Source organism: Luteibacter rhizovicinus, assembly GCF_004342265.1.
In the GTDB taxonomy this organism is placed as follows: Bacteria; Pseudomonadota; Gammaproteobacteria; order Xanthomonadales; family Rhodanobacteraceae; genus Luteibacter; species Luteibacter rhizovicinus_B.
The window spans coordinates 186,218-211,440 of record NZ_SMCS01000005.1; the positions used below are offsets into that span (position 1 = coordinate 186,218).

Genomic DNA, 25,223 nt, shown 5'->3' on the forward strand with positions numbered 1-25,223 from the left:
ATGACGTTACGCAAGTTTGTTGTTTTCCTTCTCCTGGTGGTGCTTGCCTCTGGCGCGGCGGCCGAACCGGCGGCGCCCGGCAAGAACACGCTCATCGTGCTCGCGTATCACGATGTTCGCGACGACGTGCGTGGCGATGCCGACCGCGATCCCGATGCGATCAGTTCGGACCGTCTGGTCTCGCACTTCGACTGGCTGCGCGCGAACGGCTATCACATCGTCAGTCTCGAACAGGTCGTCGCGGCCAGTCATGGCGGTGCCGCATTGCCGGATCATCCGGTATTGCTGACCTTCGACGATGGCTTGCGTAGTTTTTATACGCGGGTCTATCCCTTGCTGCGCGCCTATCGCTACCCGGCGGTAGCCGCGCTCGTCGGTGCCTGGATCGACATGCCCGACGGAAAGACCATGCCGTACAACGGAAGCACATGCGACCGGTCGTGCTTTATCACCTGGGATCAGGTCAAGGAAATCCAGTCCAGCGGTCTGGTCGAGTTCGCTTCGCACAGTTACGACCTGCATCACGGCATCGACGGCAATCCTCAGGGTAGCCAGCCGCCTGCCGCGGTGACCGCGCGTTACTTCGCCGATAGCAAAAACTACGAGGACGAAGCTGCCTACGGCGCACGTATCCGCGCCGACATGAAGAAGAGCGCGGACGAGATCGAAGCCCAGACAGGCCATCGGCCGCGTGCCATTGTCTGGCCTTACGGCGCGTATAACCTCGTGGCGACGAAAATCGCAGCGGAAGAGGGCATGAGCGTATCGATGAGTCTCGACGACGCGCTGCCGACTCTCGATCCTTCGCACACGATTCCCCGCCTCCTGATCAGCGACAACATCGACGCTATTCATCTGGCGTGGCTGATGCGCCATCCGCCGCGCGTCGATCCTATTCGCGCGGTGCAGGTCGACCTGGACTACATCTACGATCCCGACCCCGTGCAGCAGGATGCGAACCTGTCGAAGCTTCTGGATCGCATCAAACGCATGCATCCCACGCAGGTATGGCTGCAGGCTTATGCCGATCCGGACGGCGATGGCGTAGCCGATGCGGTGTACTTCCCGAATCGCCATCTGCCGATGCGGGCCGATCTCTATTCGCGCGTCGAATGGCAATTGCGCACACGCGCCGGCGTGCAGGTATTCGCGTGGTTGCCGGTCATGGCGTTCCGTTTCCCTGACGGCGCGAAGCTTCCCGCGCTCGGTGCCGGCGATGCGAAGGACAAAGACCACTTCCGTCTTGCTCCGTGGGACCCCAAAGTGCGCGCGATGATTGGCGACGTCTACGAAGATCTCGCACGACACGCGGACTCGGCAGGCATCCTTTTTTCCGACGATGCCTACCTGCGCGATACCGACAAACTCGGGCCATGGGCAGGCGACAGCGCCACGCAGCGTACCCAGCGTCTTGTGGACTTCACCAAGGAACTGGCCGAGCGTGTACGGCGCTGGCGTCCGCTGGTACTGACCGCGCGTAATATCTATGCCCGGCCGATCGTCGACCCAAAAGCCGAAGGGTGGTTTGCGCAGAGTCTTCAGGCGTTCGTCGCGGCTTATGACGTCACCGCTGTGATGGCGATGCCGCAACTGGACAACGAATCGCCTTCGGATGCCTGGTTCCGGCGTCTGCTGGCGTCGGTAAAAGCCCAGCCGGGCGCGCTCGATCGCACGTTGTTCGAAGTGGCCACCGAGGACTGGACTCGTAAGCAGCCCATTCCTTCCGCGACGATCGCCCATCGACTGCGCTTGCTGCAAACGGGTGGAGCGCTTCATCTCGGCTATTACCCCGACGATTTCCTGAAGGACCATCCGAAGCTCAAGACCATCCGGCCCGCGATTTCCGCCGCGGATTATCCCTATCCCTTGCCGGATCGATAGCCATGGGCGGAACCATCATTCACTGGTTACTTGAATTCGCTTTTTTCTATCCACTATCGATGTCGTTGATATGGATGAGCGGCGGGCTCATTTATTTCTTCCGCTGGGAGCGGAACGAACCCTTGCGCGTGACGCCACCCGAGCTTCCCGATTATCCCTTCGTCACGCTGATCGTTCCGTGCCATAACGAGGGCGCGCACGTTCGCGAAACGATCGCGCATCTTTCCGGTCAGCGCTATCCCGCGTTCGAGATCATCGCGGTCAACGACGGTTCGACGGACGATACCGGGGCGCAGCTCGACCAGCTGACACGCGAAGTATCGAACCTGCGCGTCATCCACCTGGCCAGCAACCAGGGCAAGGCGATGGGACTGCGCATGGCCGCGCTCGCTTCCCGTGGCGACTACTTCGTCTGCATCGACGGCGACGCGCTGCTCGACGAATACGCCACGCACTGGCTCATGTACCACATGAACGACGGATCGCGCGTGGCCGCCGTGACCGGTAACCCGCGCATCCGCAATCGTTCCACCTTGCTGGGCAAGCTGCAGGTCGGCGAGTTCTCGTCGATCATCGGCCTGATCAAGCGCGCGCAACGGGTTTATGGCCGCATCTTCACGGTCTCGGGCGTGATCGCCGCGTTCCGCAAGAGCGCCCTGCACGATGTCGGCTACTGGAACACCGACATGGTGACCGAGGACATCGATATCAGCTGGCGGCTGCAGATGCGCCACTGGGATATCCGCTACGAACCGAATGCCCTGTGCTGGATCCTGATGCCCGAGACCGTGCGTGGCCTCTGGAAACAGCGGTTGCGCTGGGCGCAGGGGGGATCGGAAGTGCTTCTTCGCTACTCCCGTTTGCTGATGCGCTGGCGACAGCGGCGCATGTGGCCGGTGGCGCTGGAGTATCTGCTCAGTCTGCTGTGGGCTTACGACATGGCGGCTATCTTCACGCTGTGGATAGTCGGTAAATTCATCGAGCTACCGCCGGCGCTATACGTCGAAACGTTGCTCCCGCACTGGCACGGCGTCGTACTCGGCGCTACCTGCCTTATCCAGTTTCTGGTGAGTCTGATCGTCGACCGGCGCTACGAAACTCGGGTGGGACGCAACTATTACTGGATGATCTGGTATCCGCTTATTTACTGGGTACTCAATACCGCCACCTCGATCGTCGCCTTTCCCAAGGCGCTGCTGAAGCGCAAGGGTACCAAGGCCGTCTGGGTCAGTCCGGACAGGGGCATCCGATGAAAGCCGAAGCGATCATTATCCAGCGGCCGGATCACCAGAGTCCGGCGCAGCGTGTGTTTTTCGGTCTGGCTACCCTCGTGGCATGGGCCTTCTGGGTCTTCCTCTGGCTGCCGCTGATAACGCTGGTGGCCTGGGGCTTCGGTTTCCGCACGACGTATGTGGAAATGTTCGTACAGTCCAGGGGGAAGGGCGGTACGGACCTGGTCGAACTGCTATTGCTGGCGGCGGTGTGTGCGCTGATCGTTATCGCCTGGTCGCTGTACAACCGCTTCCGCTACGGTGGCAGGGTAAGGCGTCGCGCGTTCCGTTCGATCCAACCCGACGAGACGGCCCACGCGATGGGAACGACGGAATCGGCCGTGCTTGCCATGCGCGATGCCCGCATCAGTACGATCGAGTTCGCCGATGACGGCGCGCTGCACGTCGGAGAGATCCGGGACCGTTAGGCCGGACCTGCACGCAAACTTGACAACCGCCGGGCTGGCGGCAACCTACAATGTCCGGATACCGCATCGGCGGTCAGCAGGAGAAACACTTGAGTTCCAGCATCAGTCCGCTTGCAGGTAAACCGGCGACTTCGGCGCCGCTCGTCGACGTGGCGCGACTTCTCGCCGCCTATCGCGACCTGGTCCCCGATCCGGCGGTTCCGGAGCAGCGCGTCGCTTTCGGTACGTCGGGTCATCGGGGCTCGTCGTTCGATCGCTCGTTCAACGAAGCCCACGTATGGGCCATCGTCCAGGCCATCTGCGAGTACCGGAAAAACGACGGCGTGGACGGCCCGCTCTTCGTCGGTATCGATACGCACGCGCTCTCGGAGCCGGCGTTCGAGAGCACGCTGGAAGTCCTTGCCGCCAACGGTGTCGGTACCTTGATTTCCAAAGGCGGCGAATTCACGCCGACGCCGGCTGTGTCGCATGCGATTCTTCGGTACAACAGCGGCCGCGAGCATGGTCGCGCCGACGGTATCGTTATTACGCCCTCGCACAATCCGCCGGAAAGCGGCGGCATCAAATACAACCCGCCTCATGGCGGTCCCGCCGACACCGATGCGACATCCTGGATAGCGGCCCGCGCGAACGCACTGATCGAAGGAGGACTGCGCGAGGTGAAGCGCGTCACCATCGATGTCGCGCGCAGGGCGGATACCACGCGCGAACACGATTTCCTGCAGGAGTACGTCGCGGACCTCGAACACGCGCTCGATCTCGACGCCATCCGCGGTGCCTCCGTCCATATGGCGGTAGACCCCCTCGGCGGTGCCGGTGTGCACTACTGGGCGGCGATCGTGGAACGCTACCGGCTCGACCTTACGGTGGTCAGTGATACCGTCGATCCGACCTTTTCCTTCATGTCGCTGGACTGGGACGGCCGTATCCGCATGGATCCGTCGTCGTCCTATGCGATGCAGCGGTTGATCGGTCTGAAGGATGGTTTCGACGTGGCATTCGCCTGCGATACCGATCACGATCGCCATGGCGTCGTCACCCGCAGCGCCGGATTGATGCCAGCCAATCACTATCTCGCGACCGCCGCGGAGTACCTGTTCCGGCATCGCCGTGGCTGGCGTAGCGATGCCGCGGTCGGCAAGACGGTAGTCAGCACCGCCTTGATCGATCGCATCGCGAAACGGCTCGGAAGGCCATTGCTCGAAGTGCCCGTCGGCTTCAAATGGTTCGTCCCGGGGCTCTACGACGGCAGTCTGGGGTTCGGATGCGAAGAGAGTGCGGGGGCCTCGTTCCTGGCGAAAGACGGCTCTGCCTGGTCCACCGACAAGGACGGCATCGTGGCCGCGCTCCTCGCAGGCGAGATGACGGCAAAGCTCGGTCGCGACCCGGGCGAGATATACAAAGGCATTACCCACGATCTCGGGGAACCGGCCAGTGCGCGTATCGATGCCGCGGCGACGCACGCCCAGAAAGCAAAACTGTCGAAGTTGACGCCAGAGCAGGTAACGTCTAAGACGCTCGCTGGCGAACCGGTCATCCAGGTCCAGAATCGTGCGCCGGCGAACAATCAGCCTATCGGCGGCATCAAAGTGATTTCCGCCAATGGCTGGTTTGCCGCCCGCCCATCGGGCACCGAGGATATCTACAAGGTCTACGGCGAATCGTTCAAGGGGCGCGATCACCTCGACCGTATCCTGGAAGAAGCCCAGGCCATGGTGGATGCCGCCCTGGCCGGGAGTTGATGCGGCGCGCGTGACGATGGACATGTCTTCACGCGCCACCGCTTGCTTCCAACCGTCGTCACGTGGCAGCGTGAGGCCTTCCCGTCACGTGTGAGACTGTCATGTCGCGTATCCGGATTGCATCGCTGCTCGTCGGATGTTTTCTTGTCTCGGCTGTCGTGGTACCCGCCGCGGCGCAGAACGGCGCGGGCTACATCGCTGACAAAGTAGCGGCCATGCAAAAGAACTTCACCGCCGCGGACAAGGACAAGGACGGCTTCCTGACCCGCGACGAGGCAAAGGCCATGCCGTTCGTCTCGAAGCATTTCGACGAAATCGACACCCAGAAGACGGGCAAGGTTTCCGAGAAGGATATCGGCCAGTACCTCAAGACCCAGGCTGAGAAGCGGCGCGACGCCCAGAAGCCGCCTACACACTGACTCCTCGCCTCGAGGGGCGAATCCCGACCCGTTCTCTCACGCCGCCAGCGGTGTATGAACGAGTGCGCCTACAACGAAAGTTATATTGTCAGGCGCACCTCAAGGGTCGATGCTCGCAACCGACCGCTGTTCAGGCTGATTTCGGTCATGAACCCCGCGTGGGAGGCATTGTGGCGTTGCTCCTGCTCAAACGTATGCGCCGTCGCCGGTTATCGGGTGACGCCGCAGAACCTGGTGTGACGCGACCGAACCCCTGCGATGAGTTCGCCGAGCCCGACCGGGATGGCTTGCCCGCGATTTCGTCCATACGACTTCCCTGGCGCACCCGGGCGGTGGTCAGCGTCCATGTAAGGCAGGGCCGCTGGCGTTGTTGACTTAAGACTTTTTCGATTCATGTATCGATCGCGCACTGCTCCAATACGGGGCGGCTTTGCGCTTGCCTCGTGCGGACCGCGTTCTAAGGCCCCGACGCATCGAAAGACAGGGAGGGACTTCCGGCAGCGGAAGTAATCGGCAGGCGAGGGGCAAACGGATGGTGGAAGTCGAACAGGGCAACGGTGTAGGCGATGGAAGTCGTGTTGCTACGGATGAGATGCTGGCTGGGTTGCGCGCATATCACCGGCGCCTGCTTTATGGAGGCGGCTTCCTGCTGTCGTTGCTGATCGTGGTCATGATGGCTGGAAGCGGGTGGCAGCGGATACACGGTTACGTCGCCCAACAGCGCCAGATCCTCGAGGACAATAAGGCTGCGGTCGATACCTACCTGATCCAGCGCGAGCGGGGTTACGCGCGAAGCCTGTACGGCATGGAGCTGGTCTGGCGCGAACGCCGGGAACTGCTTACCCGCGCCGGTGCGGCGTACGTCGAACCGTTCTTCGACCACGGCGAACAAGCCGTCATCCGGGCGGGCGACTCGGGTGTGCCCATGCTCGTGCTGGGCGTGAACGCGCGACATCTTCCGCCGGAAGACATCATGGCGTATCTCGGACTGATCCACGAAACGTCCTCGCTGGCGGCGGCTACGGTCACGGAAGTCGAGTCTCCGGGCTCGTTGTCCGTGTACGGATACGACCCGTCGGGCTCGCTGATGACCTTTACCCGTGTCGCCTCCGAGCAGCAGCTTTCCGCGCGGCTCGGACTGGCGACGCGGCGCGATCTGTTCGCTCGTCTCCGGTTGAACGACGAGCATCTGCCGGCGCGATCGGCGCGCGATCCCGTGATTTCCTTTTCGGGGATCAACCCGCTCAGTGGCGAGCGCTCGATCGTCGGCGTGCTGACGCTGGTGGCCAACGGCGAACCGGCGTGGCGCGTCGTCGCTTTCGAAGCTTTCTCCGATATACAGCGACGCGTCGAGCCGTATCTCCGTGGTGCGTCGCTGGTGGTGACGAACTCCGGTAACGTCGTCGCGGGCCTCGGCATGAGCCCCGAAGATATCGGCGAGCAGGTCGCGCGCGCAAAGCGAGGGAGGCTCACCGTCGCGACGGACGGGGAACCTGTATTCGTACGATCCGGCACTCGCTTTGCTGCCGCGGACAATCTGCACGGTATCGACTGGTCTGTCGTACAGGTCTTCTCGCTGGAGGCTCTCCTGCGTGCGACGGGCGTGTGGCTGGCTTGTCTCGGAGGTGCCGCGCTTGTCTGTCTCGTCGTGCTGTGGTTCTGGCTTCGACATATCGATCGACGGATTTTTGCGCCTGCGCTGCGCGATGCCGAACACGTGTTCGATAGCGAGGAGCTGAGTCGCACCATCGTATCGACCTCACCCGTCGGCTTGTGTTTGATCGATCTGGATACGCTCCATCCACTGCTCGGCAACGCGGTGATGGATGGATTCGCGAAAGAGGCGAGCGTGGCCGGCGTGAGTCTGTATGCGCGTATCGTCGATATGGATCGTCGTCTTGGCGAGCGCGATGTTCGCCCCGCGGACAAACATGGCAGCGAGTTCCGCGTCGAGTATCGTCCGACGCTTGCCACGACACGTACGCTGCTGATCGCCGCCAGGCCGACGGCCTATCGTCGCCATCGCGCGCTGCTATGCGTGGCGCGAGACGTGACTGGCATCGCAGAGCTCGAGGAAAAACTCCGCGACGCACGCACGGCGGAGGAAAACGCCCGCATCGTGGCCGAGTCGGCGAGCGCGGCTAAATCGGCCTTCGTCGCAACGATAAGTCACGAAATACGAACGCCGCTCAGTGGAATCATCGGGCACCTGGAACTGCTCGCCAATGGCGGTATGGACCGCGAACAGGCCGTGCATATCGCGCGCGTGCGGGTTGCATCCGATTCGCTTCTGAAAATTGTCGGCGACGTACTCGATTTTTCAAAAATCGAAGCCGGGCAGTTCGACATCGAGCCGGTGCCGTTCGTCCTGCGGACGCTGGTAGAAAACAGCCTGCATCTGTTCGCCCCCCTTGCCAGGCGAAAAGGTCTGGGTCTCTTCCATGACATCGATGTGTCGATCGACATGTCCTATGTCGGCGATGCCCAACGTATCGGACAGGTACTGAACAATTTGCTGGGCAACGCGATCAGATTCACGACCGAGGGCGCCGTTACGGTCAGAGTCCGTCCTTCGCGGGGCCCGCGCTCGCCCGGCGCCGGCATGACGGCATTGCGTTTCGAGATCGACGATACGGGGATCGGTCTTGCCAGCACGCAGATCGAGGGCCTGTTCGAACCATTCGCCCAGGCCGAAGGCGTTGCCTCGCGTCGTTACGGCGGTACCGGACTGGGGCTCGCGCTCTGCCGGCAACTCGTGACACTGATGGGAGGCGAGATCGGCGTCGAAAGCGTTGCTGGCGAAGGCTCTACATTTTCGTTCACGCTCCCGCTAAAGGTCTCCACCGTAGACAATGGCTTTCCCCGGCTCGACGGCAAGTCGATCCGCCTCGTTTCGTCCGATGCCGTCTGGCGCTCCGCCTGCACGTCCTTTCTCGTCGCCCGGGGCGCTGTCGTGGAGGCGTTCGCCAGTGTCGCCGGAATGAACCTGCGATCCAGCGATACCGGCGATGTCGTCGTCGTGGGCGACCAGTGGGTGCTTGGCGCGACAGAGGCGCGCGACATGGTGGCGAAGGGTACCCGCGTCGTACGCGCATCGCGTGACGGACCGCTGCACCCCCGATATGACCGCGGCGTGGTTTTCGTCTCCTGCTACGCGAGCGACGCATTGCTCGATATTCTCCTGACCAGACGCGGGCCGGGAGCGATGCGCGATGCGATGAAGCGTGTGGCGCATACACCGGCGGCGGGACGGGTACTCGTCGTCGACGACAATCCGTTCGGGCGCGAACTGCTTCGACAGCAGCTCTCGACGCTGGGCTACACGACGGACGAAGCCGATAGCGGCAAGACGGCGTTGGATATGTGCGACAACTATCCGTACACGGCAGTGCTCACGGATATCGAGATGCCCGGCATGGATGGTTGCGAGTTGGCGTACGCGCTTCGCAGGCGGGGTTCGGACATTGCCGTGGTCGCCGTTACGGCCGATGCACATGTGCAGGAACGCGGTCGTTGCGAGGCGCAGGGCGTGGCGGAACTGCTCTTGAAGCCGGTGACACTGGCCCAGCTCGAGGACGCCCTGCGCAGAAACCTGCCCGATGAGGCATGGCCTTTCCATCCGGATACCCAGGATGGTTCGGCCGAGCTGATCGAGATACTCATGGGCTCGGTTATCCACGACTGGGAGCGGCTGGTGCAGGCGGTAAGCGCGAATGAGGAAAGCGGCGTCCTCGACCGCCTGCATTCGCTGAAGGGCGCTTTTCTGATGGCCAACGAACAGATGCTCGCGGAACACAGCGCCGAGTTGGAGCGATGGATCGAAACGCACGGTCTGGACGATATAGGGCCCGTTCTGCAGGGACTGCAGCTACGCATCGACGAACGGCTGGATGGGTATCGGGCGCGACTCAACCGTACCGACACCGGCAGCCGCGTGCCGCCGTCATTCCTATGAATCGCGATCGGCCACGATCACTCGTTCTCGTCGTCATGACTACGCGTTCTGGCCGCGCCGGATGCGGCGACCATGCCGCTGGTTACGGCATAAAGGAAGAGGTCGGCATCCTGTTCGAATCCCAGTTTGCGTTTCGCGGACACCTTCTGCGCACTGGTGGTTTTGTGACTGCGGCCGGTAAGTTTCGCGATTTCCGTCGCGGTAAGCCCTTCGGCAAGCAGCCGGACGACTTCCACTTCGCGGGGAGTGAGGTGCGCCGACGGACGATCGGCGCTGGCAAGCATGCCGCTCGCGATCAGACGGGCGATGGACGCGGATCGATACGGCGCTCCCTCGAGCGCCGCTTTGATGGCCATGTCGATGTCGCTGGCGTCGTCGGCTTTGGAAACGATACGAACGATGCCCCTGGCTTCGATAGTGCGCAGCAGTTCGGCATTGTCGATGCCCGTGAGCAGCACGATACGTGCTTGCGGAAAGCGTTTTGCTATTTCTCCGAGCAGCGGCAAGCCATCGGCCTGTTTATCCTCGTTGGGCATGGCGTAGTCGGTTACCACGACATCGCATGGTGTCGTTTCAAGCAACGCGATCAGATCGCCCGCATTCTGAGCGGTACCCACGATCTCGACGCCTTCGAGCGCCCGAAGTCGTCGCGAAATGGCGGCATGAACGAGCGGGTGGTCGTCGGCGACTACGATTCGGATAGTCATGGAAGGGCTCGCTGTGTCCGGACGTCCATCGTAATCGTAACGCAATGAACGGAGGACGCAATCGATGAGCATGGAACGCATCCACGTCGTGATCGCGGACGATCATGCGATCGCGCGGGACGGGGTGCGCATGGCTATCCAGGAAGACCCGCGCATGAGTGTGGTCGGCATGGTGGGCAGTCCCGCGGAGCTTCACCACATGCTTTCCAGTGTTACGGGCGACGTACTTGTGTGCGACTACGCCATGCCGGTAGGCGAAGGCGCCGATGGACTGAATCTGCTACGTTCCCTGCGCGCGGAGTATCCCGCGCTTGCGGTCGTCGTACTTACCTCGATCGAAGAAGCGCCGATCCTGCGCGATATCGCAGCATATGGCGTGCGTTGCATCGTCAGCAAGCGCGACGGGCCTCGACACCTTCGTTACGCGATTCGTTCCGCTTACGACAAACGAGCGTATCTGTCTCCCATCATGAAGACGGCACTGGACGCCCATGTGCCGGATCGATCGAGCGGGCAGCGCGTGAAATTGAGCGCACGCGAAGACGAAGTTATCGCACTGATCAGGCAAGGGATGTCCATGAAGGAGATTGCCGCGCGGCTTGGCATTTCGACGTCGACGGCAAGCACTCACAAGGCCAACGCGTTTCTGAAACTCCACGTGACGAACACAGCGGAGCTGATTCGCTATTCGGAAGAAACGACGGCGCCCGGCGACGTTCCCCGAGCGTCGTAGAACTCGGGGTGCAGGAAGGGCGCCATCGCCAGTACCAACGCCTGCGTATACACACTTTCGCGCGTCTCGTTTCCGTTGGTGACCAACGCCACCGTGCCGCCTTTCTGTTTGATGTTGTCGGTGCCGAACAGCCGGTCCATGACGATACCGAGCTCGTCGCCGCTTTCCAGCGCCGCGTATACGTGCGCGGGCAGGGAGAGCGCCGCGGTGCGTCCGACCGATAGCCTCATGGCATCCGCTACGGCGACATAGGCGAACGTGGCCGGCCCATCCTCGAGTACGTCGATGCCGCCTTCCATCGACACATACAGATCCGCGCCGCCGCGATCCCTGAGATATGCCAGACGGTTCAGCGCGCCTTCGCGCGTTTCAGCCTGCGTCATCGGTTGATCGCGCACGCCCGATGGCGCATGGATGCCTTCGCATTCGACGATACGGTTGGGATAGAGCGGTGCGATCGCGCCGCGGACGGCGTTGATCTTCACGGGGTTATGCGAGCCGACGAGGACCCGTAGCTTGGTATGGGACATGGGCGGGCCGATACATGCTGTGATTGGGACGGCAGCAAGTCTAACAGCCGTTCCGGATGCGTCAGGCCAGTCGCGTCATATGCCCGGCCTGCGCATCGCCGAATCCCCAGGCATAGGAGTCCATCGAAAGGACACCGTAGGTCATGCCGCCTTCGATGAGGAAGGCCGGGTCCGATGCATCGCTCGCGCCAAGCGCGACAAGCAACGGCAGGTAGTGTTCTTCCGTGGGATGCGCGCGCGAAGCCTCGGGTGCCCGACGACGGTAATCGACCAGCGCTTCGATGTCGCGGGCGCCGATCGCATCGCGATTCCACGTGGCGAACCGCTGTGCGTAAGGCGCCTCGTCGGTCGTCCGGCGAACTTCGTACAGATTGTGCGTAAGACTGCCCGATCCTACGATCAGCACGCCGCGATCCCGCAATGGCGCAAGTGCACGCCCGAAGGCAAGCGCGCTGGCGGTGTCCAGATCATGCGGCATCGACACCTGGATAACGGGAATCGTGGCGTCGGGTAGCAGGTGCGACATCGGTACCCACGCGCCATGGTCGAGACCGCGCACGGCATCGGGCGTTACCCGGAAGCCGGCATCGGTCAACAGGCTCGCTGCTTCGGCGGCGACATCCGGCGCGCCTGCCACGTCGTAGCGCAGGCGATAGAGCGCCTCGGGGAAACCACCGAAGTCATGGATGGTCGGCGGCCGCTCGCTGGTCGTTACGCGAACGCCGTCCGTTTGCCAGTGTGGCGATACCACCAACACGGCCCGTACGTTCTCCAGCGAAGCGCCGGTCTCACGCAGTCGCGGACCCAGCTCGCCCGGTTCGACGGCGAAGGTGGGAGATCCGTGGGAAATGAAGAGCACGGGCTGGCGGGGAGTCGGGACATGATCGTTCATGCCACCAGTGTATGGGCTCGACACGGCGATTACAGGAGGTCCGGCTGGAACGGATCGTTTCCCGCAAGGGACGTTCAGGTCTCGCGTTCGAAACAGAATCCGAAATAGCGATCCAGCGAACGGTCGTCGTGGAACGGTATGACGCAACTCCGGTGCGGATTTTCCCAGCGATCGCGAAGTACGTATCCAAGTGCCTTGAGGCCGTGCAGAAAATCGCGCTCGCTCGTGATGCGGTACGGACAGCAGGCCGTACCCATGTTCTGGACAGTGAAATACGAGGCGGACGGATGGATCGGCACGGAGTTGAGCAGCAGATAGCGCGGAAGCGTCTGCAGCCCGCCAAGCAGGTCGGCCAGCGTGTAGTCGAGATATTGCAACGATCCGGCGGCGAAGAAGATATCCACGCCATCGGCGTCGTCGCGATGTGCCGTGAATGTCAGTCGTCCCAGGTTATCGTGTTGCGATGCCCAGGCGGCTCCGGCGACGTTGACGGCGGGAACGTCCAGCACCCGCCAGGCAATCTCTTCGGGAAACGTTACGTAGCGCTGGTAGGCATAGTAGGCGATGCCGATGTGCCCGCCGAGATCGAACACCGATGTGCAGCCGGCCTCGAACAGCTTCGAGAACCAGAGCATCGCGGGATAATCGTTGATATAGACCCGCCGCGTGCGCTCGCGATAGAGCTCGGCGGACGGTGTGTTGTCGTAGCCCGAGGGCCGGGTCTGCGCGATGCTTGCCTGCGCCTGCGCGAACGTCTCGAAGACGCCGCGATACATATTGTGCGTCAGTGCGGAATGAGCGAAGAATTCGCGCGCGTAGCGCGCTTCCAGCCAGTGTCGGATCGCAGGCAGGGATGCGGCGCGTTCGCGAACCGTATGCAGCGTGGAATGGACGGCCATGGCCGCTTTACCTCGTTGTAAGACCCTTGCTTTTTATCACTTCGGGTCTGCCCGGTCCGTCCGATAGATGGCCTATGCCATCCGGACGATCACTTCTGGGCCGGGCCTGGCACGTCCTCGTCATCCGGCGCGACGACGGTGTATCCGCGTGCCTTCAGCTTCGAAAGAGGGCCATCCTTCGCAACGATCAGTTCCATGGGAAGTACCGCGAAACTTTGCGAATTGGTTGCCAGCGCCTGCTCCGCTGCGGTAAGCCACAGGCCTTCCATGTGTCCGACCACATCGTCCAGCCCGAGGCGTTTTGCGATCCCCGCTTCCGTGACGGCATTCAGGCAGGTATCCCAGCGATCCTGGGCAAGCATGCCGCGAAGCGCGCCGATATCTCCCGTCGCCCACGCGTTGGCGCGATCGGTCAAAGTGTCGAGCCGTTTGTCGATGTTTTCCAGCGTCTGGTGAAAACAGCGGACATCGTCGAGTTCCGCCGCCTTGAACGTCTTGATGGCTTTCCTCGGTTCGTCGATCTCGACGGTATACCGCACGGACTGCAAGGGTACGCCACGGGTTTTCGCGATACTGACGACGGTACCGGCAACGCCTGTCGACTGCTTAAGGCCAATCGCTTCGACCGCCTTTTTATACAGCTCCAGTGCGGCGAAGATCGGCCGGTAACGTTCGATGCCGCGATCCTTGCCGATGTAGCGCTGCTTCAGCGTCGACCACAGGGCATAGTCGCCAGCCGGTACTGTGCTCTGCAATGTCCCGTCGTCGGGCAGGTTGCGCACGCTGATCAGCGACGGCAGCAGGAATAGCCTGCCAAAGAAGTTCGTTTTCGGTTTGATCGTCAACGAGGGCGCACGCAACACGACCTGCGAACTCGCGATGACTGACTCGACCTCGGTCGATCGCCATTGCATGCGCGCCGGCAACGGCGAAAGTATGCCCAGTACGTACATCACATGCTCGCCGCGCGACACCTTCCACAGACCGGGACCGGGTTGTTCGCCGCTGACGGTTACCGCGTCGAGCATGACCGCCGAGGTCGCGGGTGCGGGCGCGTCCTGCGCCAAAGCGACCGTCGGCAGCAGGAACAGGAGCAGGGCGGCAACGTGAATTCGCATGGTCGGCTCGGGGATGCCTCGGGGGAATGGCGTGATCTTACCGGTCGGGCATGCGGTAGCGCTGCTCTTTGTACGCCCAACTTGGCCACAATGCATTGGCGAGCGCTTCCTTCGCCAGGATCGGATCCACGGTTGCCGGCGTCAGCGTCGATTTTCCGTCGTAAGTGAACTGCGAAGCCGGTTTAAACGGTTCGTAGACCACGAGCTGGTCGTCCTTGAGATAGCCGAAGTTATCGCCGTACTGCATGATCGCACGATGCGGATCGCGCACCGTCAGGTCGGCGCCGGGCATGGGATGGGTGCTGGAAATGCCTATCAGCGAGAGCAGCGTCGGCGCCATGTCGATCTGGCTGACGATACGGTCGTCGCTGCGTACCGGTACCTGGCCGCCGAGGATCAGGGCGGGGATATGGAAATGCTCCACGGGCACCAGACTCGCACCGTGCACGCGTGCGTCGTGGTCGGCAATGAGCAGGAATACGGTGTTCTGCCAGTAAGGCGATTTCTTCGCTTCGTTGAAGAACTTGCCGATGGCGTAATCGGCATAACGTACGGTGTTCTCCACACTGGCCGGATTGCCGATCGGCGAGATACGCCCGGCGGGATATTGCCATGGCGTGTGATTGGACACGCTGAAGGCCACCGTGAAATTCGGCTTGTCGCCATCGCTCAGCAGGCGCTTGTGCAGTTCGTTGAACATGTCTTCGTCGGATGCGCCCCATGAACCGACGAAAACCGGATCGACGAACGAACTGCGATCCACCACCTCGTTGAAACCGTTGCCGAAGAAGAAGCCGCGCATATTGTCGAAGTGCGCTTCGCCGCCGTAGATGAAGCGCGAATGGAATCCCTGCCTGCCAAGCAGCGCGGCGACGGTGAAGAAATCCCGTTGCGAGCGGGGGAGCTTTAGTACGGCTTCCGCCGTGGTCGGCAGGAACCCCGTCGTGATCGCTTCCAGTCCGCGCGCCGAGCGCGTTCCCGTGGCATAGGCACGGTTGAATGCCCAGCCTTCCTTGCTCAATGCATCGATGTTCGGCGTCAGGTCCCGTCCGCCAAGATTGCCGACGAACTGCGCACCCAGGCTCTCCTGCACGATGATGACCAGATTGAGCGGACGCGGATGGCTCGTGCTGGCCTCCTGACGATGCATGCTCGGATAGCGCGCGTCTAACGCCGGGCCGTCAAGGCCCGCACTACGCCGCAACTCGGCATTCATCGTGTCGGCATCCATGGGCGGATAGACGTCCGCCGAGGAGCGCTCGCTGCGCATGTCGTCGATGGCATTGGCGACGTTGTAAAACGAGTTCAGAGGCAGCGTGTTAACCATGCTGTCGCTGCTGAAGGCAACCGTGGCTTCGTTGATCGGCCGGTGTTGCAGTGTGCCGCGCGCCGCCAGCAGACATGCGACGAAGATAACCGCGGAAATCGGTACGCGCGCGATCCAGCCCGTTCGTGCGTCGCGCAGTTGCGGCGACAGCATCCGCCAGCCCAGCCATCCGATAATCGCCCAGGCAACGAGGCCCAGGGCAATCGGAAGTTTGTAACCATGCCAGAGCATGGAAGCGACTTCGACCGGGCTGGAAAGGTACTCGACGAACAAACGGTTGGGCCGCGTGTCGTATTCGACGATGAACTGCGGCGTGGCGACTTCCAGCAGTACCAGTAGCAACCAGCACAGCCGATACCACCATGCGGTAACCCGGACCGCCAGCGGACGGTGTCCCAGCCACGGGGAGAGGATCGCGGGAAACGCGACCATCATGGCCAACAGGCTCAGGTCGATGCGCCATCCGCCGAAGATCACAGGCCAAAGCCCGCCGGCATCCGAAACGCGCGAGTGTTGCCAGAGGGCAAGACCCAGTCGCGAGAGGGTAAGCAACAGCAGCGTCGCCGCAAGGAAACGCAAGGTAAGGCGGCGCATGGGAGGCCTTCAGGAAGATGAAGTATTCGTGAAGTCTATATGACCGCTGCAAATTAAAGGCTCTTCGTGTACTACGGGGCGATCTCGCGCTTTTGGTTGCGCTTTGGGTTAGGACAGCCACTGGGCGGCTCGTGCCGCTCTCGGCTTCGTCGGCTCACGCTCGTGCCTCGGGGAAGCCGCGACCGGGTTGGCCCTTGGGGCCTTCGGCGCCGTCCCTTCGGGAGCGGGCCGTAGTCCCGCTTTCGCTCCAACGGGTCATCGCGGCCCTCGGCTAAGGCGGCCCCAAGGGCCAACCCGGCCACGGCACCGTCGGTTGCGGTTGGCTGTGGGCAGAGCACGAGCCGAGCACGTGGCGGGAGTGACCAGCATGCGGTCAGCTCTGTCCATGCATCGACGCCATGCTTTCCCCCACGTGACCGCAGCATCCGGAAGAGCCGTCGGCCACCACCCTCGACGCGACTTGCGCAACCGAGCGCGGCGGGCGGATCAGGCCCGCAGGGGGCGGACCTGGACGGTCCGCCGTTTTTGCTGAGGCAAGGAGGCCGAATCAAAAACCCCCGCCCGCAGCGCGGGCGCGACGGGGCGCAGCCATAGAACAAAAGCCGCGCAGCGGCTCTCCCTTCCCGAGCGACGGTGAAGCCGGAGCGTCGAGGGTGGTGGCCGACGGCTCTCCCCGTAACGTCCCAGCGCGAAAGCGATGGCAAAGCCGAGCCCTCCGTGAAGAACCAAATTAAAACGAGTGAATCAGCCAGAGGTCTTATGCAGTGCTGCAATAATCTCGGCAATGACATCGCCTATACCCGTGCCTCCCTCGACGCTGATACCAAGCCGTGCAACCACGAGGTGTTCGGATGGCACGATGACGACGTACTGTCCGAACGCACCGCGCGCGTAGAACATGTCTTTCGGCAGCTTGGGCATACCCCACGGCGCATCCCAGACCGGCACGGTGCCTTCGTTGACCAGATTGGTCCAGAAGCCCGCGCCGTAACCTGTCTTCAGGGTCTGCGAGCGGCTGAAGGATACCCAGCCTTCCGGCAGGATCCGCTGTTCGCCCAGCATGCCGTCGTCGAGGTAGAGCTGTCCGAACCGCGCGAAGTCGCGTGCCGAGGCGTAAACATGGCTGGAGCCGATCGGCGTGCCACGGATGTCGGTTTCGATGACTGCCGTGCTCATGCCCAGTGGCGCGAATAATTCGCGTCGAAAGAGTCGCTCGGCATTCACCGCGCCACCGCCGCCAGCTGCATCCACCGCGATCCGCGATAGCAGTACATAGCTCGCGTTGCTATATCCCCAGACCGTCCCGGGAGGATGTTCCATGGGCAGTTTCGCCGCGAATGCCGTCATGTCGCGTTCGAGGAACCACATACGCGTCGTCGGACTTTCGGGACCGTTGGTCTCATCGAAACCCAGTCCGCTGTCCATTCGCAGGAGCTGTTCGATGGTGATGGCGTGATGCGGGTTGTCCGGAGAAGCCCACGCGGCGATCGGAGCGGGCTGGTCGAGCTTGAGTTTGCCCTGTCGCACCAGGATACCGATCAGGGCACTGGTTAGCGACTTCGATAGCGAGTGACCCCAGATCGGCGTATCCGGGCCATAGCCGGGTGCATATCGCTCGGCTATGAGTTTGCCGTCGTGAAGAACGACAAGCGCTTTGGTCTGGCGAAGATGCTGTGGATCGGGTTCGGCGAAGGCATGGTCCAGAGCGGTGCGAATGGCAGGATCGGTCGGTTCCACGACGCTGGTGTCGGCGAAAGAGTGTTCGATCGTGGAGGTATCCACGAAGCCCGCGAGATCCGGCACGTCGTGCTTGCCATGGACCAGAAGGCAGCCCAGGCCCGGCCGGAATATGGCTCGCGCCCCGAATCCTCCAAGAATGTGCGTCCGTACCTGGCGCGCGTCGCGATCCACGTGGTAGTGGATCGCCCAGGCGATGGATCGCATGTTGGGCAATTGTTCCTCTTGGAACATTTTGTCCGGATCGACGTTCGAGACGAAGGTCGCCGTGCACAGCGAGCGACTGACGGAATTCGTGGCGACCCTGAGCGCGTCTTTCTTCGATACCACGAAGGCAGCGAGCGCAAGCACGACGATAACCGCCGTTGCACCGACGATTGCGAATGTACGACGAGCCATGCCGATTTCCCCCAAGTTGCCCCGTCCGGAGGGTAGCGACGGCTCACCTGGCCGGCAAGGGCCGCTTACACGAACGTACGGGTGGCCGACATGATCGGCCACCCGTCGTTCCCTACGGTTTGCTACCGGTCGGACGACGAATCGTTCCCATCGTCCTGTGTCTTGCCCGATACCACCGGCTCGCCGTCGTCATCCGTGGGAGCCGACTGCCTGAAGTAGGGCGGGAGCGTCCGGCGATTCGCCGGAATATCGCCATACTGACCCAGCCCCATCACGCCATAGGTCGTATCGAGTGTCGACGTGTCGTCGGCGATTTTGATCCTGACCGTTGGCGCTTCGGATCCGCCGCGACGCGTGCCTATGGCATCGATGAACGAGGTGACCAGCCCGCCGGGCATCACATAATGCGAATACGACTGGAAGGTCCGGGGATTCTGGTTGGGGTCGAGCGCGAAGGGAGCGCCTACCGGTTCGTTCAGATCGGTCGGATTGCCCAGGACCAGGCCACTGCCGCCGTTCATAGGCAGGAAATCGCTGCGAATGCCATCGCCCACGAAACCAAGTACGCCGTCCGGACCGTCGATACCGGCCGCATATGTCGACCGGTGCGTGATGGTGAACAGATAGTATTTTCCATCCTTGAGGTAGATCTGTGGACGTTCCGTCTGGTCGGTCACGCAATTGGCCTGCAGGATAGGCGGCAGGAATTCCCACTTGGTGAGCTTCCTGTTCCTGGCGACGGCGAGACCGATGTTGGCCTTCTGGAAGGTGGCTCCCGAATTCATCACCGTTTGCAGATCCTCTTTCGCGGGATCGTTGGCGGCGTAGCCGAGGTCCGCATCGGTACAGGTGCGTGCGCCACGGTCGCCCGCGGTATTTCCCTCGAACACCATGTATGTCTGGTCCGGATGCGCCGGATCGATGAAGACATACGGGTCGCGGAAGTTATAGAACGGATTCTGCGCGCCGTTCTGATACATGACGCCATCCGGCCGCAGCAGGGGCTTATGTTTCTTGAAGCCCGTAAACCAGACGCCGTTGCGATTCGCGTGAAGCTTGCCGTCCGCGCGGGTGATGATTGCCGTCGCTGGCGTGATGTCCTGGCCGCTGACGTTGCGATTGAAGGCGAGTGCCGTGTAGTAGACGCTTACGCTGCCGTTGTCGTTCATCATACGGGTGGAGCCTGACCACTCCGCATTCGCCGTATGCGGCGTATTGCCGAAGACGACATCGCTGGCACCGTCGGGAAATACGTGACCGCCGTATATCCATCCCCCGTTGGGAAGATGAGGGCTCCCGGGTGGCAGCGCCTTGCGATAGAAGTACCCGAGACGCGCATGCGTATGCCGGTCGTCGAAGCTGTAACCGGCATGGCGATCCGCGGTGAGCGCAAAGATTACCTCCCACCCCTTGTAGCTCAACTGGTCCGCGTAGAGATCGGCCAGCGGCCAGGTGTCCCACACCCACACATTCGGATCGGTGTCCGGGAAATCGGCGGGAATGTCCGGCATGGTGAGCCAGGACGGCATTGAATTCCGGCCGGCCGGGACGGTGGAATCCGACATGGCCGCGATCTGACGGGAATCCGCGCGCGTCCAGCGCGAAGTGAATGCGTCGGCCGGGTTATATGCCTGCTGCGTGTGCGGGGTTGGCTTTGGAAAAATTACCGCTGGCGTTGTCTGGGCGATAGCGATGCTCAGAACTGTCGAGGCGCACACCGTTATGGCGAGCACCGACGCGCGACGGCGCGCGACGACGTATTGCGATCGATTCATGTCGCTCTCCCATGTGGTGGATCGCACGCCCCCTGTAACCCTGCCTCGTGCGTTATTGCCCGTTTTCCCCTGAGCGGCGGCGCCGCTGGCAGGTGACTGCATGCGCGCAGTCGACACAAGAAATAGTTCACCGACGAAAATTCGGATGTGATGCACGTCGCGCAATCGCTGTGAAATTGCGAAAACACAGGCAACTGCGACGATGTGCCGCAGGTATTTCAATCGTGGCAGGTGCAGGATTTATTGAAGTTGTGGTGATTCGTCATGGATGCATTCGTCACATCGACGAAACATTATTTTTCGCTTCATGAAGCGGAACGCATACGCTCGGCGGAGATTGGCGATGAGCATCATCCACGGTATCGATTTCAGGCCATCCATCCTTCGTTCCGCGCTTATTGGCGCATTGTTGTGTGCGTCGATCGCCAGTGTTCGCGCGGACAACGACGGACCCGCGACGGAGCAGTGGCGTCCCGCCATTCACTACACGCCTGCGCGCAACTGGATGAACGATCCGAACGGATTGATCTGGCACGACGGCGTTTACCATCTTTTCTATCAATACAATCCCTCTGCTTCCCATTGGGGAAACATGTCATGGGGACATGCGACGAGTTCCGATCTCGTGCACTGGAAGGAACAGCCAGTCGCGATGGCGAACAATACGAGGGAAGAAATATTCTCCGGCTCGATCGTGTTCGACAAACGCAATACATCCGGCCTGGCTGTCAACGGCAAGCCAGCTCTCGTCGCGGTGTATACGAGTGTGTTCAAGGAGGGATCCGGGCACGAGAGCGGCGTCCAGGCCCAGTCACTGGCGTACAGCACGGACAACGGACGCACGTGGAAGGCGTATGCGAAAAATCCCGTACTCACCCTTCGCCCGGAGTCGAAAAATTTCAGGGACCCGAAAGTAAGTTGGTACGCCCCGGGCGGGTATTGGCTCATGACCACGGTGGTCGCCGATGCCCATGTCGTAAAGATCTATAAATCCAGCAATCTGATCGACTGGGAATTCCTGAGCGATTTTGGCCCCGCGGGCGTTGCTGGCAACGGCGTACTTTGGGAGATGCCCGATCTGTTTCCGTTGCCGCTGGATGGCGATGCGAATCGTCCGATGTGGGTCATGCTGGTCAACATTAACCCGGGCTCGATCGCCGGAGGTTCCGGAGTGCAGTATTTCGTCGGAACCTTCGATGGCAAGACGTTCAATGCCGAGAACCTGCCTGTGCAAGGTGCCGATCTGTCGGAGCATCGCTGGCTCGATCACGGCGCGGACTATTACGCCGCCGGCACATTCGCCGATGCGCCCGATGGACGAAGGGTGACCATCGCATGGATGAGCAACTGGGACTACGCGGACCGCGTGCCCACGTCTCCGTGGCGAGGCGCGATGGCCTTGCCGCGAGACCTCGCGTTACGAACGATCGATGGCGTACCTCGGCTTGTCAGCACGCCGGCCAGGGAATATCTGGCGCTGGTGAATGGCGTAGCGGCATCGCGCTGGAAAGCTTTGACCGTTCGTTCCACGACGAAACCGCTGGATCTGGCGAACCGCACCGCGCCCCAGGACATCGATCTCGTCGTTGAACCGTATACGGCGAAACGCGCAGGTATCGTCGTCGCGGCGGCAGCCGACGGTTCCAGGCAGACCCGCGTCTACTACGACACAAAGGCGGGTACGTTAACGGTCGACCGGACCCGGTCCGGCGATACGGATTTCTCACCGAAGTTAAGCGGTCGGCATATCGTGTATCTGCCGCTGAACCAGGGAAAGATCCATCTCAAAGTCGTACTCGACAAGAGTTCGCTGGAAGTATTCGCAGCCGATGGTCGCACCGTCATCACCGACCTTGTTTTCCCCAAGGCCGGCGATGACCGGATATCGCTTTTCGCCGAAGATGGCGAAGCACGATTCAGCGATATCGCCGTGCGACCCGTGCGTTAGGAGTGTTCCGGTATCCCGGGCTCCCGCGCGAACGGCAGGAACGTACCGTCGCGTAGCGAGGTTTCCACCTCTTCAAGCGTGCGTCCCGCCGTCTCGGGAAGGAACAGAAAGACGAAGGCGAAGCCGAGCGCGTTCAGTGCGGCGTAAACCCACATTGCTCCGCCCACGCCCAGCCAGTGCGTCATCGACAGCGCCGTGCCGGTCAGCAACAGATTGGAACCCCAGAGCATCGCCGCATGCGCGCCCGTTGCGCGATCGCGAATACGCAAAGGATAGATTTCCGAGCCGATCAGCCAGCCGATCACCTGGATGCCTCCGGAGTTGAAGATCATGAACGCGATAAGACACGCGACCACCAGCGCGCCGCGATGCTCGCCGCCGATGTCGTAGTGGAACAGCGCACCGAGTACGACGAGCGATGCGGCGGCGAACGGCATCATCCATAGCGTCAGACGGCGGCGGCCCACGTGATCGACAATCAGTTTTCCGATAAAGGTCATCGTCAGATACGTGATCGCGACACCCAATGCGGCGAGCAGGGCGGACGAATGCCCGAATCCGGCCTGGGTGAGAAACGTGGGCGTGTAGTAAATCATCATCTCGATGCCCGACAGCTGCGTGAACGCGGCGACGCCCAGTCCGGCCACGACAGCCGGCCTCACCCAGCGGGCGCCAAGATCGCGCCAGCGGCCGCGGCCGCGAGCCTTACCCTGCGCGAACACGCGCTGGATCTCGGCAACTTCGCGATGCACCTGTTTTTCCGAGGTGCGTACCTGCATCAGGGTCTCGCGCGCTTCTTCGTGCCGGCTCTGCTCGACCAGCCAGCGTGGACTGCATGGCAGGCGCGTCATGCCAAACAGCAGCACGAGCGACGGCACGGCCGCCACGCCGATCATCCAGCGCCAGGTCCAGCTGTTCTGGAGAACGACACCGACAATCGCCGCCAGCAGAATGCCGATGCCGATGGAAACATTGAAATACGTGACAAGCCTGCCTCGCTTGTCGGCCGGTGCCAGCTCGGCGATATAGGTCGGAACGATCTGCGTCGAACCGCCCACGGCGAAGCCGAGGACAAGCCGGGAAACAGCGAGGTACCAGGCATTGGGTGCCAATGCGGCGGCGAGAACGCCGATGGTATAGATGGCGGCGACGACCATGATCGTCGCGCGGCGGCCGATCCGTGCGGACAGTCGCGTACTGTAGATCGCGCCGACGACGGCGCCGGCAAGAATCGAAGCGGCGACCAGTTCCTGCGCTCGATGGCCGAGGGAGAACTCGCTGGATATCTGGAGCAGGGCACCGGAGATGATGCCGGTGTCGTAGCCATAGAGGCCGCCGGCGATGGCGGCGACGATGGCGATGATCGTCATCTGACGATTGGGGGAAGGTAGGGAGGCGGTAGTTTGTTTATCGGTGCTATGCATTATCTCGTCGTGGGAGTGGAACAAAGATGTCCAGACGATCGGCGACGATCGCATCGGGCAACCACGAGGAACTGGCAAATACGTCGATGGAATCGACACGCACAAGCAGCGATCCGACGCTAACCCCCGCTTCGTCTGGATGGTCTTAACCATACGGGGCTGAGTTCTTATGTCCACCCTTGTTTGTTTCGGTCGCCCGCCGGATCGTGTATGTAATCTTGCTGAGATATGTCCTTCAAGTAATTGATATTTAATATGAAGATTTGTCGATGAGACGTCGTATATGTTCATGTTGCGGTGCGACAATTAACCGCGCCCAAAGGTGTGGATACGGCATAATTCAGCGTTGCGGATAGCTATCGACGCGAAGGGACAACATGAGCCTGTGGACCGACCGGAGAATTCTGGATCTCCTGCAAATCGAACAACCGATTCTTCTCGCACCCATGGCGGGTTCGGGCGGATCGGCACTGGCCGCCGCCGTTGCACTGGGTGGCGGACTGGGTGCCATTCCGTGCGCATCGATCTCCGTCGACGCGGTCAGGAAGGAAGTCGGCGCATTCAGATCGGTGGTGAGTGCGCCCATCAATCTCAACTTCTTCGCGCATACCGCCCCGGTTGCCGATCCCGTGCGTATGGCGACATGGCGGGAACGTCTGCGCCCGTACATGGAAGAGTTTGGTGTGCAGGTCTCCGAAAATGCGGCCCCCGGTGGCCGGGCGCCTTTCGACGATGCCATGTGCTCGCTCGTGGAGGAGCTCCGCCCGGAAGTCGTCAGTTTTCACTTTGGCCTGCCAGCCGCGGATCTGCTGGCACGGGTGAAAGCTACCGGTGCGTGCATCCTGTCGTCGGCGACGACGGTTGCCGAAGCGCGCTGGCTGGAGCGGCAGGGTTGCGATGCCGTCATCGCGCAAGGTTACGAGGCAGGCGGTCATCGCGGCAGTTTTCTCACCGACGACATGAGTGCACAGCCTGGCACGATGGCCCTCGTGCCCCAGGTCGCGGATGCGGTGAGTATTCCGGTGATCGCCGCGGGTGGCATCGGCGATGGCCGAGGCATACGGGCGGCGCTTGCGCTGGGTGCTTCCGCGGTGCAGTTGGGCACGGTGTATCTGCTGACGCCGGAGGCACTCACCGTAGCCGTGCATCGCGCCGCGCTGCGTAGCGCGGGCGATAACAGTACCGCCGTGACCAACGTATTCACCGGGCGCCCGGCTCGCGGCGTCTACAACCGGCTTATGACCGAGGTGGGGCCGATGAGCGATCTCGCGCCATCCTTTCCTCTCGCCGGGCAGCCACTTGCGCCGTTGCGTGCCGCCACCGAACCGAAAGACATCGGCGACTTCCAGCCGTTATGGGCGGGGCAGGCCGCGACTTATGCGCGTGAGATTCCCGCATTACGACTGACGGAAGACCTGATAAAGGCTGCGTTGTCCTGACTGCA

The 25,223-nt window shown here is 61.9% G+C and carries 18 protein-coding genes; 9 read left to right on the top strand and 9 right to left on the bottom strand.

The window, feature by feature from the left end; all coding sequences use genetic code 11:
- From pgaB to EC912_RS13870, 6 genes are all read left to right on the top strand, one after another.
- On the top strand, nucleotides 1-1,881 hold the full coding sequence (gene pgaB / locus EC912_RS13845) for a poly-beta-1,6-N-acetyl-D-glucosamine N-deacetylase PgaB (protein WP_132145038.1): 1,881 nt from the start codon (nucleotides 1-3) through the stop codon (nucleotides 1,879-1,881).
- A gap of 2 nt (nucleotides 1,882-1,883) precedes the next feature.
- Nucleotides 1,884-3,134: a poly-beta-1,6-N-acetyl-D-glucosamine synthase gene (pgaC, locus tag EC912_RS13850; RefSeq protein WP_132145040.1), complete on the top strand. Its 1,251-nt coding sequence runs from the start codon at nucleotides 1,884-1,886 to the stop codon at nucleotides 3,132-3,134.
- A complete protein-coding gene (gene pgaD, locus EC912_RS13855; protein WP_132145042.1) occupies nucleotides 3,131-3,580 on the top strand; it encodes a poly-beta-1,6-N-acetyl-D-glucosamine biosynthesis protein PgaD in 450 nt (149 codons plus the stop codon). Before pgaC ends, pgaD begins: the two co-directional genes overlap by 4 nt.
- Before the next feature lie 89 nt (nucleotides 3,581-3,669).
- Entirely contained in the window at nucleotides 3,670-5,322 is a 1,653-nt protein-coding gene (pgm, locus tag EC912_RS13860; protein WP_132145044.1) for a phosphoglucomutase (alpha-D-glucose-1,6-bisphosphate-dependent), read from the top strand.
- 101 nt (nucleotides 5,323-5,423) lie between these two features.
- Entirely contained in the window at nucleotides 5,424-5,741 is a 318-nt protein-coding gene (locus EC912_RS13865; RefSeq protein WP_132145046.1) for an EF-hand domain-containing protein, read from the top strand.
- Between the two features lie 532 nt (nucleotides 5,742-6,273).
- Nucleotides 6,274-9,696: a hybrid sensor histidine kinase/response regulator gene (locus tag EC912_RS13870; protein ID WP_132145048.1), complete on the top strand. Its 3,423-nt coding sequence runs from the start codon at nucleotides 6,274-6,276 to the stop codon at nucleotides 9,694-9,696.
- Between the two features lie 17 nt (nucleotides 9,697-9,713).
- Here the strand turns inward: EC912_RS13870 and EC912_RS13875 are convergent, their stop codons facing one another.
- The gene (locus EC912_RS13875; protein ID WP_165973601.1) at nucleotides 9,714-10,403 is read right to left on the bottom strand and encodes a response regulator transcription factor; all 690 of its coding nucleotides are present in this window, start codon (nucleotides 10,401-10,403) and stop codon (nucleotides 9,714-9,716) included.
- A 64-nt stretch (nucleotides 10,404-10,467) separates the two neighbouring features.
- On the opposite strand from EC912_RS13875, the gene EC912_RS13880 reads away from it, so the two are divergent.
- Nucleotides 10,468-11,136 (top strand): response regulator transcription factor, encoded by a 669-nt coding sequence (locus tag EC912_RS13880; protein ID WP_132145052.1) that lies wholly within the window; start codon nucleotides 10,468-10,470, stop codon nucleotides 11,134-11,136.
- Here EC912_RS13880 and yjjX read toward each other — a convergent pair.
- The 7 genes from yjjX to EC912_RS13915 all read right to left on the bottom strand — a co-directional run bounded on the left by yjjX (nucleotide 11,088) and on the right by EC912_RS13915 (nucleotide 20,407).
- The gene (yjjX, locus tag EC912_RS13885; protein WP_132145054.1) at nucleotides 11,088-11,666 is read right to left on the bottom strand and encodes an inosine/xanthosine triphosphatase; all 579 of its coding nucleotides are present in this window, start codon (nucleotides 11,664-11,666) and stop codon (nucleotides 11,088-11,090) included. The two genes, EC912_RS13880 and yjjX, sit on opposite strands and share 49 nt — an antisense overlap.
- Nucleotides 11,667-11,727: 61 nt before the next feature.
- Nucleotides 11,728-12,558 (bottom strand): DODA-type extradiol aromatic ring-opening family dioxygenase, encoded by an 831-nt coding sequence (locus tag EC912_RS13890; RefSeq protein ID WP_132145056.1) that lies wholly within the window; start codon nucleotides 12,556-12,558, stop codon nucleotides 11,728-11,730.
- Between the two features lie 74 nt (nucleotides 12,559-12,632).
- Nucleotides 12,633-13,457 (bottom strand): TIGR04325 family methyltransferase, encoded by an 825-nt coding sequence (locus EC912_RS13895; RefSeq protein ID WP_132145058.1) that lies wholly within the window; start codon nucleotides 13,455-13,457, stop codon nucleotides 12,633-12,635.
- Nucleotides 13,458-13,546: 89 nt separating this feature from the next.
- Nucleotides 13,547-14,575, bottom strand: coding sequence for a TraB/GumN family protein (locus tag EC912_RS13900; protein WP_132145060.1), 1,029 nt, complete (start codon nucleotides 14,573-14,575; stop codon nucleotides 13,547-13,549).
- A 37-nt stretch (nucleotides 14,576-14,612) separates the two neighbouring features.
- Complete coding sequence (locus EC912_RS13905) at nucleotides 14,613-16,496, bottom strand: LTA synthase family protein (protein ID WP_132145062.1); 1,884 nt, start codon at nucleotides 16,494-16,496, stop codon at nucleotides 14,613-14,615.
- Nucleotides 16,497-17,240: 744 nt separating this feature from the next.
- Nucleotides 17,241-18,632 (bottom strand): serine hydrolase domain-containing protein, encoded by a 1,392-nt coding sequence (locus EC912_RS13910; protein ID WP_132145064.1) that lies wholly within the window; start codon nucleotides 18,630-18,632, stop codon nucleotides 17,241-17,243.
- Nucleotides 18,633-18,754: 122 nt separating this feature from the next.
- Nucleotides 18,755-20,407 (bottom strand): glycoside hydrolase family 68 protein, encoded by a 1,653-nt coding sequence (locus EC912_RS13915; RefSeq protein ID WP_132145066.1) that lies wholly within the window; start codon nucleotides 20,405-20,407, stop codon nucleotides 18,755-18,757.
- 343 nt (nucleotides 20,408-20,750) lie between these two features.
- Here EC912_RS13915 and EC912_RS13920 point away from each other — a divergent pair, with 343 nt between their 5' ends.
- Nucleotides 20,751-22,355 carry a glycoside hydrolase family 32 protein gene (locus tag EC912_RS13920; protein WP_132145068.1) on the top strand — a complete coding sequence of 535 codons (1,605 nt, stop codon included), beginning with the start codon at nucleotides 20,751-20,753 and terminating at the stop codon, nucleotides 22,353-22,355.
- Here EC912_RS13920 and EC912_RS13925 read toward each other — a convergent pair.
- Nucleotides 22,352-23,725, bottom strand: coding sequence for a sugar porter family MFS transporter (locus tag EC912_RS13925; RefSeq protein ID WP_243649282.1), 1,374 nt, complete (start codon nucleotides 23,723-23,725; stop codon nucleotides 22,352-22,354). The genes EC912_RS13920 and EC912_RS13925 overlap by 4 nt on opposite strands.
- Nucleotides 23,726-24,156: 431 nt before the next feature.
- On the opposite strand from EC912_RS13925, the gene EC912_RS13930 reads away from it, so the two are divergent.
- Nucleotides 24,157-25,218 carry an NAD(P)H-dependent flavin oxidoreductase gene (locus EC912_RS13930; protein WP_132145072.1) on the top strand — a complete coding sequence of 354 codons (1,062 nt, stop codon included), beginning with the start codon at nucleotides 24,157-24,159 and terminating at the stop codon, nucleotides 25,216-25,218.
- Nucleotides 25,219-25,223 lie beyond the last annotated feature (5 nt).

What these genes read in the sequence shown, in the direction of transcription:
- pgaB (WP_132145038.1), top strand. Translation starts at nt 1, where the DNA reads ATGACGTTACGCAAGTTTGTTGTTTTCCTTCTCCTGGTGGTGCTTGCC.
- pgaC (WP_132145040.1), top strand. Translation starts at nt 1,884, where the DNA reads ATGGGCGGAACCATCATTCACTGGTTACTTGAATTCGCTTTTTTCTAT.
- pgaD (WP_132145042.1), top strand. Translation starts at nt 3,131, where the DNA reads ATGAAAGCCGAAGCGATCATTATCCAGCGGCCGGATCACCAGAGTCCG.
- EC912_RS13865 (WP_132145046.1), top strand. Translation starts at nt 5,424, where the DNA reads ATGTCGCGTATCCGGATTGCATCGCTGCTCGTCGGATGTTTTCTTGTC.
- EC912_RS13870 (WP_132145048.1), top strand. Translation starts at nt 6,274, where the DNA reads ATGGTGGAAGTCGAACAGGGCAACGGTGTAGGCGATGGAAGTCGTGTT.
- EC912_RS13875 (WP_165973601.1), bottom strand. Translation starts at nt 10,403, where the DNA reads ATGACTATCCGAATCGTAGTCGCCGACGACCACCCGCTCGTTCATGCC.
- EC912_RS13880 (WP_132145052.1), top strand. Translation starts at nt 10,468, where the DNA reads ATGAGCATGGAACGCATCCACGTCGTGATCGCGGACGATCATGCGATC.
- yjjX (WP_132145054.1), bottom strand. Translation starts at nt 11,666, where the DNA reads ATGTCCCATACCAAGCTACGGGTCCTCGTCGGCTCGCATAACCCCGTG.
- EC912_RS13890 (WP_132145056.1), bottom strand. Translation starts at nt 12,558, where the DNA reads ATGAACGATCATGTCCCGACTCCCCGCCAGCCCGTGCTCTTCATTTCC.
- EC912_RS13895 (WP_132145058.1), bottom strand. Translation starts at nt 13,457, where the DNA reads ATGGCCGTCCATTCCACGCTGCATACGGTTCGCGAACGCGCCGCATCC.
- EC912_RS13900 (WP_132145060.1), bottom strand. Translation starts at nt 14,575, where the DNA reads ATGCGAATTCACGTTGCCGCCCTGCTCCTGTTCCTGCTGCCGACGGTC.
- EC912_RS13905 (WP_132145062.1), bottom strand. Translation starts at nt 16,496, where the DNA reads ATGCGCCGCCTTACCTTGCGTTTCCTTGCGGCGACGCTGCTGTTGCTT.
- EC912_RS13910 (WP_132145064.1), bottom strand. Translation starts at nt 18,632, where the DNA reads ATGGCTCGTCGTACATTCGCAATCGTCGGTGCAACGGCGGTTATCGTC.
- EC912_RS13915 (WP_132145066.1), bottom strand. Translation starts at nt 20,407, where the DNA reads ATGAATCGATCGCAATACGTCGTCGCGCGCCGTCGCGCGTCGGTGCTC.
- EC912_RS13920 (WP_132145068.1), top strand. Translation starts at nt 20,751, where the DNA reads ATGAGCATCATCCACGGTATCGATTTCAGGCCATCCATCCTTCGTTCC.
- EC912_RS13925 (WP_243649282.1), bottom strand. Translation starts at nt 23,725, where the DNA reads ATGACGATCATCGCCATCGTCGCCGCCATCGCCGGCGGCCTCTATGGC.
- EC912_RS13930 (WP_132145072.1), top strand. Translation starts at nt 24,157, where the DNA reads ATGAGCCTGTGGACCGACCGGAGAATTCTGGATCTCCTGCAAATCGAA.